This is a genomic window from Acinetobacter sp. C26M (assembly GCF_023702675.1).
Classification (GTDB): domain Bacteria; phylum Pseudomonadota; class Gammaproteobacteria; order Pseudomonadales; family Moraxellaceae; genus Acinetobacter.
The window spans coordinates 3,013,167-3,028,371 of record NZ_CP098478.1 but is presented as its reverse complement, the minus strand read 5'-3'; the positions used below and the strand labels follow the sequence as shown (position 1 = coordinate 3,028,371).

Annotated in this window: 14 protein-coding genes; 8 read left to right on the top strand and 6 right to left on the bottom strand. The window is 41.1% G+C overall.

The window, feature by feature from the left end; translation table 11 throughout:
- Positions 1-49 precede the first annotated feature (49 nt).
- From NDN11_RS13815 to carA, 4 genes are all read right to left on the bottom strand, one after another.
- Entirely contained in the window at positions 50-265 is a 216-nt protein-coding gene (locus tag NDN11_RS13815) for a hypothetical protein (protein ID WP_167250856.1), read from the bottom strand.
- A 94-nt stretch (positions 266-359) separates the two neighbouring features.
- Positions 360-836: a transcription elongation factor GreA gene (gene greA / locus NDN11_RS13810; RefSeq protein WP_167250854.1), complete on the bottom strand. Its 477-nt coding sequence runs from the start codon at positions 834-836 to the stop codon at positions 360-362.
- Between the two features lie 92 nt (positions 837-928).
- Complete coding sequence (gene carB / locus NDN11_RS13805; RefSeq protein ID WP_167250852.1) at positions 929-4,162, bottom strand: carbamoyl-phosphate synthase large subunit; 3,234 nt, start codon at positions 4,160-4,162, stop codon at positions 929-931.
- Between the two features lie 14 nt (positions 4,163-4,176).
- Positions 4,177-5,316 (bottom strand): glutamine-hydrolyzing carbamoyl-phosphate synthase small subunit, encoded by a 1,140-nt coding sequence (gene carA, locus NDN11_RS13800; RefSeq protein ID WP_065343480.1) that lies wholly within the window; start codon positions 5,314-5,316, stop codon positions 4,177-4,179.
- A 359-nt stretch (positions 5,317-5,675) separates the two neighbouring features.
- On the opposite strand from carA, the gene NDN11_RS13795 reads away from it, so the two are divergent.
- A complete protein-coding gene (locus NDN11_RS13795) occupies positions 5,676-6,257 on the top strand; it encodes a hypothetical protein (RefSeq protein ID WP_167250850.1) in 582 nt (193 codons plus the stop codon).
- 47 nt (positions 6,258-6,304) lie between these two features.
- Here the strand turns inward: NDN11_RS13795 and NDN11_RS13790 are convergent, their stop codons facing one another.
- Together NDN11_RS13790 and yhbY are read right to left on the bottom strand one after the other, a co-directional pair.
- Positions 6,305-6,841, bottom strand: a complete 537-nt coding sequence (locus tag NDN11_RS13790) for a DOMON-like domain-containing protein (protein ID WP_251109972.1) — start codon at positions 6,839-6,841, stop codon at positions 6,305-6,307.
- A 5-nt stretch (positions 6,842-6,846) separates the two neighbouring features.
- Positions 6,847-7,173, bottom strand: a complete 327-nt coding sequence (gene yhbY / locus NDN11_RS13785; protein WP_004651934.1) for a ribosome assembly RNA-binding protein YhbY — start codon at positions 7,171-7,173, stop codon at positions 6,847-6,849.
- Between the two features lie 229 nt (positions 7,174-7,402).
- On the opposite strand from yhbY, the gene rlmE reads away from it, so the two are divergent.
- The 7 genes from rlmE (at position 7,403) to NDN11_RS13750 (ending at position 15,186) form a co-directional block, all read left to right on the top strand.
- Positions 7,403-8,053 (top strand): 23S rRNA (uridine(2552)-2'-O)-methyltransferase RlmE, encoded by a 651-nt coding sequence (rlmE, locus tag NDN11_RS13780; RefSeq protein WP_167250846.1) that lies wholly within the window; start codon positions 7,403-7,405, stop codon positions 8,051-8,053.
- 136 nt (positions 8,054-8,189) lie between these two features.
- Positions 8,190-10,085 (top strand): ATP-dependent zinc metalloprotease FtsH, encoded by a 1,896-nt coding sequence (ftsH, locus tag NDN11_RS13775; protein ID WP_167250844.1) that lies wholly within the window; start codon positions 8,190-8,192, stop codon positions 10,083-10,085.
- A 135-nt stretch (positions 10,086-10,220) separates the two neighbouring features.
- Positions 10,221-11,072 carry a dihydropteroate synthase gene (gene folP / locus NDN11_RS13770; RefSeq protein WP_251109971.1) on the top strand — a complete coding sequence of 284 codons (852 nt, stop codon included), beginning with the start codon at positions 10,221-10,223 and terminating at the stop codon, positions 11,070-11,072.
- Between the two features lie 93 nt (positions 11,073-11,165).
- Complete coding sequence (locus tag NDN11_RS13765) at positions 11,166-11,924, top strand: SIMPL domain-containing protein (RefSeq protein ID WP_251109970.1); 759 nt, start codon at positions 11,166-11,168, stop codon at positions 11,922-11,924.
- A gap of 134 nt (positions 11,925-12,058) precedes the next feature.
- Positions 12,059-13,693, top strand: a complete 1,635-nt coding sequence (locus NDN11_RS13760; RefSeq protein WP_251109969.1) for a vWA domain-containing protein — start codon at positions 12,059-12,061, stop codon at positions 13,691-13,693.
- An 87-nt stretch (positions 13,694-13,780) separates the two neighbouring features.
- Positions 13,781-14,701, top strand: coding sequence for a pyridoxal-phosphate dependent enzyme (locus NDN11_RS13755; RefSeq protein ID WP_251109968.1), 921 nt, complete (start codon positions 13,781-13,783; stop codon positions 14,699-14,701).
- 170 nt (positions 14,702-14,871) lie between these two features.
- Entirely contained in the window at positions 14,872-15,186 is a 315-nt protein-coding gene (locus tag NDN11_RS13750; RefSeq protein WP_167250836.1) for a DUF5713 family protein, read from the top strand.
- The last annotated feature ends 19 nt before the right edge of the window (positions 15,187-15,205 follow it).

Here is a 15,205-nt window from a genome sequence, read left to right as displayed (position 1 = left end):
ATTTTAATTTTTATGATCAGTGGTTATCGATGCTTTAAAAACACAAATATCAATTCGAGAAAAATTTCCAAAGCCAAGTAAACAAACGCTGAATTTGCTTGGGAAATACAAAGCCTAGAACGGCACAGAGCAGGGTGGTATTAAAAATAATGGCTATAGAGCTGGTCGAAGAATTCACATGAAATGCCCATGTAATGGCAACTGCAATACCAAGAACAATTCCTGCAATCGCATAGATCAATGCACTCATGAGTCGATCTTGCATCTCTTTATCTCTTTTTTTTAGATACAGGATGCCTGAAACAAAAGAACTCTTCAATTGATGAAGAGCTCTTTAATGGCTTAATCGAGTGGATGAATTAGATATATTCCACACTCACGATTTCGTATTCAACTTCACCTTGTGGTGTTTGAATTTTCGCTTCATCGCCTTCGTTTTTACCTAAAAGACCACGTGCAATCGGTGAGTTCACTGAGATTTTATTGATTTTAAAATCTGCTTCGTCGTCGCCTACAATTTTATAAGTCTTACGTTCTTCAGTATCCAAGTTTTCAATGGTGACAGTTACACCAAATACAACACGACCATTTTTCTCAAGTGTTTTGACATCAATTTCTTGAACGGCACCGAGTTTACCTTCGATATCCTGAATACGGCCTTCGCAGAAACCTTGCTGTTCACGCGCAGCGTGATATTCAGCATTTTCCTTTAAATCACCGTGCTCACGTGCTTCAGCAATCGCCTGAATAATACGTGGGCGTTCTACTGTTTTGAGCTGTTGTAATTCTTTCTCTAAGGCAACCTTGCCTTCGGGAGTCATAGGATAACGTTGCATTCTGGTCCCCTCTAAATTGGTTGGGAAAATACAGGATTAAAAAAAGAAAAAGCCCGCCACCGATAAGGTGACGGGACTTTATCGGTAGAGAATTAACCTACAGTTTGTAAATCTTGCAAGCGGTATACATCCATTGGCAATTTCACAGCAAATGCTTGGCAAACTGCTTCTGCACCGTTAATTGTCGTGGTGTAGTACACCTTGCCTTGCAGGGCAGCACGACGAATCATGGCAGAGTCATACTGAGCTTGTTTGCCTTCAGTTGTGTTGACAATAAGATGAATTTCACCATTTTTCAAGCGGTCAACAATATGTGGGCGACCTTCGGTCACTTTATTGACTGCTTCACATTCAATACCAGCTTCTTTCAGTACACGATGTGTACCGTTGGTTGCAACAAGTTTGAAGCCATAGTCGATCAACTGTTTAGCGATGTTGGCAATGTATTTCTTATCTGATTCACGAACAGATAAGAATGCATGTTTCACTTCGCCTTCAGTTGGTAAACCTGGTAAACGTTCGTTAGAACCAAGAACTGCTTTATAGAATGCTTCACCAAATGTTTTACCAACGCCCATCACTTCACCTGTAGATTTCATCTCAGGTCCAAGCATTGGGTCTACGCCAGGGAATTTGGCAAATGGGAACACCGCTTCTTTAACTGCAAAATGCGTTGGAATGATTTCTTTGGTGAAACCTTGTGATTCCAAAGATTGACCAGCCATACAGCGAGCAGCAACTTTTGCTAAAGAGTCACCAATACATTTAGACACGAAAGGAACAGTACGTGATGCACGTGGGTTCACTTCAAGTACATAAATGTCGTTGCCTTTAACAGCAAACTGAACGTTCATCAAACCGATAACGCCAAGTTCTTTTGCCATTGCAACAGTTTGACGACGCATTTCATCCTGTACTTCTTGCGAAAGCGAGTAAGGAGGGATTGAACATGCTGAGTCACCTGAGTGAATACCTGCTTGTTCAATGTGCTGCATGATACCACCGATCACAACGTCTTTACCGTCAGATACGCAGTCCACGTCAACTTCTGTTGCATCATCCAAGAAACGGTCAAGTAGGACAGGTGCTTCATTTGAAGCCTGTACTGCTTCACGAAGGTAACGTTTAAGTTCATCTTCGTTGTACACGATTTCCATTGCACGACCACCCAATACATAAGATGGACGAACAACCAATGGATAGCCAACTTTAGCCGCTTCTGAAATACCTTCTTCAGCCGATTTTACGATGCTGTTGTTCGGTTGACGAAGCTGTAGACGTTGAATCATTTGCTGGAAACGTTCACGGTCTTCTGCACGGTCAATTGCATCAGGAGATGTACCAATGATTGGTGTACCTGCTTCTTCCAAAGCACGTGCCAATTTCAAAGGTGTTTGACCACCGTACTGTACGATTACGCCTTTAGGCTTCTCGGTACGTACGATTTCAAGTACATCTTCAAGCGTTACTGGTTCGAAGTAGAGGCGATCAGAAGTGTCATAGTCAGTTGAAACCGTTTCAGGGTTACAGTTCACCATGATGGTTTCATAACCGTCATCACGCATTGCAAGTGCAGCGTGTACACAACAGTAGTCAAACTCGATCCCTTGACCAATACGGTTTGGACCACCACCAATGACCATGATTTTGTCACGGTTTGATGGATTTGCTTCACATTCTTCATCGTAAGTTGAATACATGTAGGCAGTACCCGATTCAAACTCGGCTGCACAAGTATCAACACGTTTGTAAACTGGATATACACCCAAGTTCCAACGATGTTTACGGAATTGCTTTTGTGAAATACCCATTAAGTTGGCAATACGCAGGTCAGATAAACCTTTGCGTTTGAACGAACGGATATTGTCAGCATTCAAATCACCGAAGCCTAAAGTTTTCACTTGCGCTTCAGTTTTGATGATGTCTTCGATTTGGATCAAGAACCAACGGTCGATTTTTGTTGCTTCAAATACGTCATCTAAAGAGAAACCGTGGCGGAATGCATCGGCAACATACCAGATACGCTCAGGGCCAGGAACTTTAAGCTCTTTTAAGATGATGTCTTTAGCATTGGCAGTGCCTGCTTCAACTTTTTCATCAAAGCCACATACACCCACTTCAAGACCACGAAGAGCTTTTTGTACAGATTCTTGGAAGTTACGGCCAATCGCCATGACTTCGCCCACAGATTTCATCTGAGTTGTTAATACAGGCTCAGCTTGTGGGAATTTTTCGAAGTTAAAGCGAGGAATCTTAGTTACAACATAGTCAATCGAAGGTTCGAAAGATGCTGGCGTTACGCCGCCAGTGATGTCATTTTTCAATTCATCAAGGGTATAACCGACCGCAAGTTTCGCTGCGATTTTCGCAATCGGGAAACCTGTTGCTTTAGACGCAAGCGCAGATGAACGTGATACACGTGGGTTCATCTCGATCACAACCATACGACCGTCTTTCGGGTTAATACCGAATTGAACGTTCGAACCGCCTGTCTCTACACCAATCTCACGTAGAACAGCAACAGAAGCATTACGCATCAATTGATATTCTTTGTCTGTCAATGTTTGCGCAGGTGCAACGGTGATTGAGTCACCTGTGTGTACGCCCATTGGGTCAAAGTTTTCGATCGCACAGACGATGATACAGTTGTCGTTTTTGTCACGAACAACTTCCATCTCGTATTCTTTCCAGCCAATGAGTGATTCATCAATCAATAACTGGTGAGTAGGAGAGAGGTCGAAACCACGTTCACAGATTTCAAGGAATTCTTCGCGGTTATACGCGATACCACCACCTGAACCACCCATTGTGAATGATGGACGGATGATAACTGGGAAACCGAAGCCCGCTTGAATTGCCAAAGCTTCTTCCATTGTTTCAGCAATGGCAGCTTTTGGACATTCCAAACCAATTTTACGCATTGCAATATCAAACAGTTTACGATCTTCTGCTTTTTCAATCGCTTCTTTTGATGCGCCAATCAGTTCTACATTATATTTTTCAAGAACACCGTGCTCGTCTAAAGCGAGAGCACAGTTCAATGCAGTTTGACCACCCATGGTTGGAAGGACTGCATCTGGACGTTCTTTTTCAATGATTTGTGCAACAGTCTGCCAAGTGATTGGCTCGATATAAGTCGCATCCGCCATTGCAGGGTCGGTCATAATAGTCGCTGGGTTAGAGTTTACCAAAATAACGCGGTAACCTTCTTCACGAAGCGCTTTACAAGCTTGTGCACCTGAATAGTCAAACTCACAGGCTTGACCGATGACAATAGGACCAGCACCAATAATTAAGATGCTTTTAATATCCGTACGTTTAGGCATTATTCGCTCCTTAATTACTTCTTAGCGGCTTCAATAAGTTCGATGAAATGATCGAACAATGGAGCACAGTCATGTGGACCAGGGCTGGCTTCAGGGTGACCCTGGAAGCTGAATGCTGGTTTGTCAGTGCGATGAATACCTTGGTTTGTACCATCAAACAGTGAACGATGTGTCACTTTCAAGTTTGCAGGTAAAGTACTTTCATCGACAGCAAAGCCGTGGTTTTGAGAAGTAATCATCACTGTACCATTCTCAAGATTTTGTACAGGATGGTTGGCGCCGTGGTGACCATGATTCATTTTCATGGTTTTCGCACCCGAAGCAAGCGCTAAAATTTGATGACCTAAACAAATACCAAATACAGGTAATGTTGTGGTTTCAACAATTGTTTTCACTGCTTCAATCGCATAATCACATGCAGCTGGGTCACCAGGGCCATTTGACAAGAACACGCCATCTGGATTCAATGCGAGTACTTTTTCGGCAGGGGTTTGCGCAGGAACAACTGTTAATTTACAACCACGGTCTGCGAGCATACGTAAGATGTTGGTTTTGACACCATAATCATATGCAACAACATGAAATTTAAATTCTGGTTGAGTGAAACCCTGACCTAGAGTCCAAGAGCCTTCAGTCCATTCAAAACCTTCAGGATCACAGCACTCTTTTGCAAGATCTAAACCATTTAAGCCGCCAAATGCACGTGCTTTCGCAATTGCTTCTTCTTCTGTAATATTCTCGCCAGCAAGGATGCAACCATTTTGGGCACCTTTGTCACGTAGAATACGAGTCAATTTACGCGTATCAATATCAGCAATCGCAACAACATTATGTTGTTCCAAGTATTCACTGAGAGATTGTTCAGCACGGAAATTACTGTGTAATAAAGGAAGATCACGAATAATTAAACCATTCGCCCATACTTTATGGATGCGACCTGATTCAACGTCTTCACTATTACAGCCAGTATTTCCAATATGAGGATAAGTCAACGTCACAATTTGTTGTGCGTAGCTTGGGTCGGTCAAAATTTCTTGATAACCAGTCATGGCAGTATTAAAAACGACTTCACCAGTCGTACTACCCGATGCACCGATAGACGTTCCTTTAAAGATCGTTCCATCTGCGAGGGCTAAAATGGCGGGGGTGCTCAAACCAAAGCTCCTGAACTAAGACCACAAAAATAGGGCTGTAAAAAAGCGAGTAGACATAAAAAAAGGCAGGCCGTCTTTAAAAAAACATGCCCCTCCTTCCAGTCTGCTCGCTTGTAACTTAACAGCGCATTATACGCATGAGTGCGTGAAAAGTCTATGTGTTTTATTTATTAAAGTCAGAATTCCCCAATTTCTTTTATAAGTATAAGTACAGCAGTGTCTATTGCAAAATCAGTCATCTTTATATCGTTATCATGAGATATTATGCAAATTGTCTAACAATTTTTTTGGTGTTTAAGAAGTGACCGTTTTATCCTATCTACAGCCAAAATTAACAATCAATAATGAGGGGAATCAAAATGGCTGAGAATCAAACTACACCTGCTGCAACTGCTGAAGAAGTGAAAGATGTTGTGGTAGAAAAAACCACGAAAGCGAAAGAAGCTGTTGCTGAAAAAACTGCTGAAGTCAAAGAAGTGGTTGCTGAGAAAACTGCAAAAGCAAAAGAAGTTGTTGCAGAAAAAACAGCAAAGGCAAAAGAAGTGATTGCTGAAACTCAAGAGCAGGCGAAAGAAGTAATCGCTGAAACTCAAGGTCAGGTAAAAGAAGCTTTGGCTGAAACTCAAGAAAAAATTGAGGCGGAAGCGAAAGAATTGAATCAAAATATTCAAAACCAGTTGACTCAAATCAAGCAAGATTTACTAGAACGTATTGAAGTGATTAAGACTCAACTTAATTCATCTCAAGGTAATTTGCTTGAACTTAAAAATGCATTGAAAACTGAATTAAATGCATTAATTGAAGACTTGACCAAAGTGAGCAAAGAACTGAAAGATGACATTAGCCAAATTTCAGTGAAGCACAAAGATACGTTGGTGGGTAGTTTTAAACGTACTAAAGAACAGGCTGTTGAAGCTTGGAATAAAGTACGTGCTAGCTAATTCATCCTAGCTATAAAAAAAGCGAGAATTTTTCTCGCTTTTTTTATTTAAAATTGATGTAACCAATCACGTTTGTTATGAAAGTCAGCTTGAGGACTACTGTGTTGCATCGCAAAATACTGCATACCTTGTGTCGTTTCTAGGACAGCAGTTAAGCCAAGATATACGTCAGCCCATTTCAATTCATGTTCACGCATAAACTGTGATAAATCTAAACTGACATTTAAGCCATAATGGGTGCGCTGTAAATGATTCAATTCAATGTCATAAGCAGCGATTGGCGGCATATTTTCAGGAAAGCGGTATTCTTCAAATTGGTAAACTTGCCAAGCCTGAGAAGGGGAAAGATTAATTTCACGATAGAAATCTTGATCTTTCACGCCTACAAAAATTTCAAAGCAAGTGTGTTCCCATAAAAAGTCCTGACGTGGATGTGCTGAGACTTGATTTGGGTAAATCAGAAATTGATTTGGGTCACGAACCCAAAAACCAACATTCAAGGTGGCTGGCGTTTGTTGCTCAATCGCTCCAACGACCGTAATGGCACTAAAGCGATCAAAAGCAGACAGTTCATAACTTGCCATCGTAATTACTTATTATTTAAATGAGCAAAACGAACTAAGTTAGAGAGGTGCTGGTTTTGTTTTGCTGCTTTTTTATAAAGCAAAACAATTTTACCAATTTTCTGTACAGATTCTGCACCAGTTGCTTCAACAATCGCGTCAATCACTGCTGCACGTGCATCACGATCTTCACCTGCAATTTTCACTTTGATGAGTTCATGATCATTCAGTGCACGATTTGTTTCTTCAATGACGTTTTCTGTAAGACCTTGGCCACCAACCATTACCACTGGGTTAAGTGCATGACCAATTTGACGTAAACGTTTACGTTCATGGATAGATAAAGCCGCCATTAAAAATACCTGATTGGAAAAACGACCTAGTATAACTTGCATCCCGATTCTAAGATAGATTCAGAAGACAAGCACTTGAAACAAATATGTGAAAAATTGCTGAAATATCCAATGATGACGATCGAAAAAAATCTGTAAAAGTTCGTGTGAATGAAGTACATCCGTACTGTAATGAGAGTAATTTTCACGTACAATGATACATCAGAAGTTTTTTGAAATTTAGTGAGTTATGGCGACACGCATTACCAATCAAAAATTGTCTAAAAGCAGTCGTGTGTGGATGCGAGAGCACTTAGATGACCATTTTGTGAAGAAAGCACAAAAGGAAGGCTATCGCGCACGTGCCGCATATAAGCTACTTGAAATCCAAGAAAAATATAAAATGATCAAACCTGGGATGACCGTGGTTGATTTAGGTGCGGCACCAGGTAGTTGGTCGCAAATTGCAGGTAAACTGGTTGGATCAAAGGGCTTGGTGATTGCTTCAGATATTCTGGCAATGGATGCTCTTCCAGATGTGACGTTCCTGCAAGGTGACTTCCGCGAGGAAGAAGTTTTCGAAAAATTGTTAAATATTTTAAATGGACGTCAAGTAGACGTTGTAATTTCAGATATGGCCCCCAATACATCAGGTAATAGGGCTGTTGATCAACCGCGTCAAATTTACTTATGTGAATTGGCTTTGGATTTTGCTCAGAAAGTACTCGGACCAAACGGACAGTTTATTGTTAAAGTGTTCCAAGGTTCAGGATTTGATGAATTCAGAAAACAGGTGGTCGATAGTTTTGATGTATTAAAAACAGCCAAACCTGCGGCATCACGTGCTCGATCGAAAGAAGTTTTTTTGATTGGCCAAGGTCGTAAAAAGGCATTGCAATAAAAGTGTACTTGCCAAGTTGTTAAAAATTGTGCATTTTGTACCTTTTAAGTTTTTTGCAACGCAAATTCATTGCTGTTTTTGTGAAGGTCAGCCAAGATTAGGTATGATCAAATTAGATTGATATGGGAATAAAGCCTTGAGCGATTACTTCAAGAATGCCGTATTGTGGCTCATCATACTCGGTGTTCTGATTTTGATTTTTAGCAACGTCAGTGACCGCAATAAGCCTGCAGCGATGAAATATTCTGATTTCGTTGCAGCGGTGAATGCTGGGCAAATTAAACAAGTCACAATTGACGGTTTAAATATTAATGGTGAAAAAACCAATGGTTCTGCCTTTGAGACGGTTCGTCCTCAAGTGGAAGACACTGAGTTGCTACCAAGCTTGAATAAACAAAATGTAGTGGTTGAAGGCACAGCGCCACAACGTCAAGGCATTTTGATGCAACTTCTCATTGCGAGTTTCCCAGTATTGCTCATTATCTTATTATTCATGTTCTTCATGCGTAATATGGGTGGTGGTGCTGGTGGCAAAAACGGTCCTATGAGTTTTGGTAAGTCAAAAGCAAAAATGTTATCTGAAGATCAAATCAAGTTAACATTTAGTGATGTTGCAGGCTGTGACGAAGCAAAACAAGAAGTGGTTGAAATCGTTGATTTCTTAAAAGACCCTGCTAAATTCAAACGCCTTGGTGCAACCATTCCGCGTGGTGTGCTCATGGTTGGTCCTCCAGGTACTGGTAAAACATTATTGGCGAAAGCTATTGCTGGAGAAGCTAAGGTTCCATTCTTTAGTATCTCTGGTTCTGATTTCGTTGAAATGTTTGTCGGTGTTGGTGCGTCTCGTGTCCGCGACATGTTTGAACAAGCAAAACGCCATGCGCCATGTATCATCTTTATTGATGAGATTGATGCAGTCGGTCGTCATCGTGGTTCGGGTACAGGTGGTGGTCATGATGAGCGTGAACAAACCCTGAACCAGATGCTTGTTGAAATGGATGGTTTTGAAGGCAATGAAGGCGTGATCGTTATTGCTGCAACCAACCGTGTAGACGTACTGGATAAAGCTTTACTTCGTCCAGGTCGTTTTGACCGTCAAGTGATGGTGGGTTTACCAGACATTCGTGGTCGTGAGCAAATTTTGAATGTTCACTTGAAAAAACTTCCTTCGGTAACTGGTGTGGATCTTAAGGTTCTTGCACGCGGTACACCAGGATTCTCAGGTGCGCAACTTGCAAACTTGGTTAACGAAGCTGCATTGTTTGCTGCTCGCCGTAATAAAAATACGGTTGATATGCATGACTTTGAAGATGCAAAAGACAAGATCTACATGGGTCCAGAACGTAAATCGATGGTGATTCGTGAAGAAGAACGTCGTGCAACGGCTTACCATGAAGCTGGTCATGCCATCGTTGCTGAAATTTTGCCGGGTACAGACCCTGTGCATAAAGTAACAATCATGCCGCGTGGTTGGGCGTTGGGTGTGACTTGGCAGTTGCCAGAACAAGATCAGACTAGCCACTACAAAGATAAGATGTTGAATGAACTTTCAATCTTATTTGGTGGTCGTATTGCAGAAGAAGTGTTTATTAACCAAATGTCGACAGGTGCATCTAACGACTTTGAACGTGCAACTAAAATGGCACGTGCAATGGTGACCAAATATGGTATGTCTGATGCGCTTGGCGTAATGGTTTATGAAGATGAAAACCAAAATGGTTTCTTCGGTAATGTGGGTAGCCGTACGATTTCTGAAGCAACTCAACAAAAAGTTGATGAAGAAGTACGTCGTATCTTGGATGAACAATATAAAGTTGCACGTGATATCTTAGAAAATAACAAAGATATCGCTCATGCAATGGTGAAAGCGTTGATGGATTGGGAAACAATCGATCGCGATCAGATCCGTGACATCATGGAAGGTCGTGAACCGCAACCACCTAAAGTTTATGTTGCTGATAATCCAGTGGCTGCATTTGAACCACCGAAAGATGGTCCATCGACACCACCACCATTACCAGCAATGGGCTAAGCAAAGATAAAACAAAAGAGCGACTTCGGTCGCTCTTTTTTTGTCTTGATTTTAGTCCAAACTGAAAATAAATCATCAACGTTCTAGAAGCAGTCTTGTTAAAATAAGCCTGTTAAAGTAGGAAGAGTTTTGATCATGCAGTTAATGCCATTACCACAAAATCAGTTACAGTGTGGTCGTTTTAAGTTAGATCTCTCTCAGCCTCATGTGATGGGCATTTTGAATGTCACACCTGATTCTTTTAGTGATGGCGGACAGCACCACCAAAAAGACCAAGCAATCAAACATGCTTTACAGATGGTTGAAGATGGCGCAACCATTATTGATATTGGCGGTGAATCTACCCGTCCAAATGCTTCACCTGTTGAATTAGCAGAAGAAATTCGTCGAGTGATCCCTGTGGTCGAAGCATTATCAACATATGATGTGATTATGTCGATTGATACGAGTCAGCCAGAGCTGATGCGTGCAGCGGTACAAGCAGGGGCACATATCTGGAATGATGTCCGTGCATTAACTCGCCCAAAGGCCTTAGAAACCGCTGCTGAGTTGAATATTCCTGTGATACTCATGCATATGCGTGGTGAACCGACCAACATGAATCAGCTTGATCAATATAATGATGTGACTGAAGACGTGATTCATGAGTTACAACAACGTCTGGACCAAGCGATTGCAGTAGGTGTTAAATCCGAAAATATTATCATCGATCCTGGTTTTGGATTTGCCAAAAATGCTCAACAAAACTTTCAGTTATTGAATGAGTTCTGGAAGCTTAATCGAATGGGCTATCCAATTTTATCAGGTTTGTCACGTAAACGTTTTATTGGTGAAGCCTTAAATGGCGTAGCTGCGCAGGAACGTGCTGTGGGGAGCGTAATGGGGCATCTGTTGAGTATTCAGCAGGGCGCCAGTATTGTGCGAGCACATGATGTTAAAGCGACTAGTGACGCAATTAAAGTCTGGAAAATGATGCTAAAGGGCTAACGTTGTATGGGTCGGTAGAGCTTTAAGGCTCTATTGACTTGCTAAATAAGATTAAATATAACAAATGCATAATGAAGATGAGTGATATTAAAAATGGAAAATAAAACAATCACATATAAAAGTTTGTGGGTGTTTGCCCTTATTCTGAGTCTCGGTTTTATTGTTTCTGCAGGTGTGATGGGTTATGCGCTTAAACAGTTTAATAGTACTAAAAACTCAATTACAGTCAAAGGGTTAGCTGAAAAGCCGATTCAAGCAGATTCTGCACGTTGGGAAATCAACTTACAAACTAACCACATTTCTGAAACGATTCCAGAAGCCTATCAATTACTTGATCAGCAAATGAAAGCATTACAGACCTTCTTTGTTGAACATGGTTTTAAGGCAGCGGATATGCAACTCGGGAATAAGCGTTCTGAATCTTATTATGAGGAAGTCGATACAGGTGAAGGTCGTACCAAGCGGGAGTTTAAAGGCTATATCGCCTTGCAGTCTTTGGTTATCAGCAGCCGAGATATCAAGAGAATTGAACAGGCGGCAAAAGATGCTTATTTACTGGATGAAAAAGGTATCGCGATTGAACAGAAACCTGAATACCTAGTGTCGAATTTAGAAGAAATCAAAATGTCCTTGATTGCCAATGCCACTAAGAATGCATATAGCCGAGCCAATGAGTTTGCTAAAGTCGGTGGGGTAAAGGTCGGGATGATGCGCTCAGCTAGCCAAGGTGCATTTTATATCTTGCCAGAAAGCGGCTCGGATGATGACAGTGATTATGGTGGTGCTTATGATAAGGCTACTATTAATAAAATTGCCCGTGTGGTGGTCACCATCAATTATGCGATTGAGTAGAACTGTTGCTTTAAATCATGAATAAGCAATGTGAGAAAGATACATACAAATACGATGTATCTTTCTTTTTTTTCATACAATCTTTAGATATCGCTTTCATTTGAAAAGACAAAATAGAATTTGGGAATTTAATAATGCATCAATCAACAAAAATATTAACACTGAGTTTGCTCAGTTGTATGATCATGGCCTGTAGCAATCCAGTCAAAGAGCAAGATCGTGTTGCGGTTGAAACCACAATGGTAATGCCTGCACCGATTACGTCAAATCAAGGCTTGGCACAGACGCGTAAGATGATTGCACCCAAATCATATATTGCGGTGATGCCGACCATGGAAAGACCTCGATTAGAGCAGAATACGGAAAAGTATCAAAAAAATGAGGTGAATCCAGTTCATCGTGTTGCGGATCAAGCTGTTTCAACCTTTAGTATAGATGTGGATACGGGTAGTTATACCAATACCCGCCGTTTTTTGAATGATGGTCGTTTGCCGCCTGTCGATGCTGTTCGTGCCGAAGAGATGATTAATTATTTTGATTATCAATATCCGCAGCCGAATAGTATTCATCCCTTTTCAGTTAGCACAGAAACAGTAGATTCGCCTTGGAGGGAAAATGCCAAGCTGGTTAAGATTGGCATTCAGGCTAAAGATCTCTCCACCAAACAATTACCTCCAGCCAATCTGGTATTTTTGGTGGATGTCTCAGGGAGTATGGATGCGCCTGATAAGTTACCTTTAGTCAAACAAACCCTGCGTTTGCTTACCGAGCAACTACGTCCTCAAGACAAAGTCACAATCATTACTTATGCCAGTGGTGAAAAACTGGTTTTAGAGCCAACATCTGGAAATGAAAAAGATAAGATTTTGGCGGTGATTAATGCTTTGCAAGCAAGTGGTGCGACAGCAGGGGAACAAGCAATTCAACTGGCTTATAAGCAAGCCGAAAAAGCCTTGGTGAAAAATGGCATTAACCGAATTTTACTGGCGACGGACGGTGACTTTAATGTAGGCATCACCGATTTTAATACCTTAAAAGGCATGGTTGCTGAGAAACGAAAAAGTGGGATCTCGTTAACGACTTTAGGTTTTGGCACAGGCAACTACAATGAGCAGTTGATGGAACAACTGGCAGATGCAGGCGATGGCAATTACAGCTATATCGACAATAAAAATGAAGCAAAAAAAGTGGTACAACGTCAGCTTTCCTCGACATTGGCAACCGTTGCTCAAGATGTCAAAATTCAAGTCGAGTTTAACCCTGCTACGGTGAAAGAATATCGCTTAGTGGGTTATGAAAATCGAATGTTGAAACAAGAAGATTTCAATAATGACAAGGTAGATGCAGGAGATATTGGAGCAGGACATAACGTCACTGCAATTTATGAAATCATTCCAGTTGGTCAACAGGGTTGGCTCAATGATTCACGATATCAAGCTTCAACAAAGATAGATGCAGCGAAAAAATCAGAATATGCCTTTGTCAACTTGCGCTATAAATTACCAAATCAAGAAAAAAGTATTTTGCTCAATCAAGCGGTGAAAGCTGAAAGTAAAACCCTTGCACAAGCAAATAACGATACCCGTTTTGCGATAGCAGTTGCTTCCTATGCTCAGCAATTAAAAGGTGGACAATATAATGGTGCAATGGGTTGGGATCAAATTATTCAGTTGGCGCAACAATCTGCCAAGCCTGATCCCTACCAAATGCGAGAGGAATTTGTTGAGTTGGCGAAAATTGCCAAAAGCTTGAGCGCAAAAAAAGATTAAATATTGTTTTAAGAAATGGTCGGAAAGCATAATGTTGCCGACCATTAGACAAGAATGGTTTCAATAACAGAAGAAATGATAGTTCAGATGAAAACACCACTAATTCGGTCAAGTCAGTTAAGTGAGCTGAATAATTGCAATGTTTGGTTGAAAATGGAGTCTACTCAGCCTACAGGTTCTTTTAAACAACGTAGTATTGGTAATGCCTGTTTAAAATATGCTGAAAAAGGCGCAAAGAAATTTGTGAGCTCTTCTGGTGGTAATGCTGGGATTTCTGTTGCATATATGGGCAAGCTGTTAGGAATTCCAGTAATAGTGGTCGTGCCTAAAACAACTTCGCAACAAGCGATTAATTTAATGCGGCATGAAAGGGCTGAAGTGATTGTGCATGGTGATTCATGGATCGAAGCCAATGAACTCGCACTCTCTTTTGTGAGTGAGGAAGCCATATATATTCACCCTTTTGATGACCAATATCTGTGGGATGGTGTCGCTTGTATTATTGATGAAGTGATTACAGAGGGAATTCGTCCTTCGGCAGTGGTTTTATCTGTTGGCGGTGGCAGCCTACTTTCAGGTATTGCTCAAGGTTTGCAAACGCATCAGCTGGACATTCCCATTTATGCAATCGAAACAGAAGGTACCGCTTCTTTAAATACCTCAATGCAACTTGGGCAGCATATTAGCTTAGACCGTGTCACAGGTATTGCAACCACACTTGCAGCAAAACGGGTATGTGAGCAAGCATTTAAGATCGCTCAACAGCAAAATGTTCATGGAATAACGGTTTCTGATCAGGATACAGTGAGCGCGTGTTTAAAGTTTTTAGATGACCATCGCAGCTTGGTGGAACCCGCATGTGGGGCAACTTTATCTATTTTGTATGATAAAAAAATCAAGTTTGAACCAGAAGATGATGTATTGGTTATTGTCTGTGGTGGTGCCTCGATTAGCTTTGAACAGCTTTCAGAATATGCCCAGCAATTTGCTGAACCCGTCAGGAGTTAGATCATTGGTTATGTATCAGAACCTTTCTCATAACTCGTATTTAACAGAGCGTAGATGGACTAACTAATTTCTAAAATGCGGTCGGAAAAACCGCTTTTTTTATGGCTAAATATCGTGATTTGGGCTGGATTATGTTATAAGCATGGCGTTTTATTGGCATATTATTTTTTATGTTTGAAGATTTACTCCTCCCAATGTTTGACGATGAATATTATCCCGATATTCTCGTTGCTGAAGTGAAACAACATATCCAGCGGTTTTCAAAAAAGGTCAGTCGTACCGACTTATCTGAGACAGAAATTTATCGTTATGCACATCAAACCATGATTGAAATTAACGAAATGAAGCCGCAGTTTGAAGATTTAGAATCAAGTTTAGATGATACTGCCGCAGATTATATTGCTGAAGCGATGATGATGGTGGTGCAAGATGTTGGTTATCTAGAGATCGAAATGGAAGAATTGATTGCGAATCGAGAGTGGTAAAATACACTCTCGGTCGGTC

Coding starts and splice junctions, on each gene's coding strand:
- carB (WP_167250852.1), bottom strand. CDS start 4,162: ATGCCTAAACGTACGGATATTAAAAGCATCTTAATTATTGGTGCTGGT.
- folP (WP_251109971.1), top strand. CDS start 10,221: ATGCAGTTAATGCCATTACCACAAAATCAGTTACAGTGTGGTCGTTTT.
- rlmE (WP_167250846.1), top strand. CDS start 7,403: ATGGCGACACGCATTACCAATCAAAAATTGTCTAAAAGCAGTCGTGTG.
- NDN11_RS13795 (WP_167250850.1), top strand. CDS start 5,676: ATGGCTGAGAATCAAACTACACCTGCTGCAACTGCTGAAGAAGTGAAA.
- yhbY (WP_004651934.1), bottom strand. CDS start 7,173: ATGGCGGCTTTATCTATCCATGAACGTAAACGTTTACGTCAAATTGGT.
- NDN11_RS13790 (WP_251109972.1), bottom strand. CDS start 6,841: ATGGCAAGTTATGAACTGTCTGCTTTTGATCGCTTTAGTGCCATTACG.
- NDN11_RS13760 (WP_251109969.1), top strand. CDS start 12,059: ATGCATCAATCAACAAAAATATTAACACTGAGTTTGCTCAGTTGTATG.
- NDN11_RS13755 (WP_251109968.1), top strand. CDS start 13,781: ATGAAAACACCACTAATTCGGTCAAGTCAGTTAAGTGAGCTGAATAAT.
- NDN11_RS13815 (WP_167250856.1), bottom strand. CDS start 265: ATGCAAGATCGACTCATGAGTGCATTGATCTATGCGATTGCAGGAATT.
- greA (WP_167250854.1), bottom strand. CDS start 836: ATGCAACGTTATCCTATGACTCCCGAAGGCAAGGTTGCCTTAGAGAAA.
- NDN11_RS13765 (WP_251109970.1), top strand. CDS start 11,166: ATGGAAAATAAAACAATCACATATAAAAGTTTGTGGGTGTTTGCCCTT.
- NDN11_RS13750 (WP_167250836.1), top strand. CDS start 14,872: ATGTTTGAAGATTTACTCCTCCCAATGTTTGACGATGAATATTATCCC.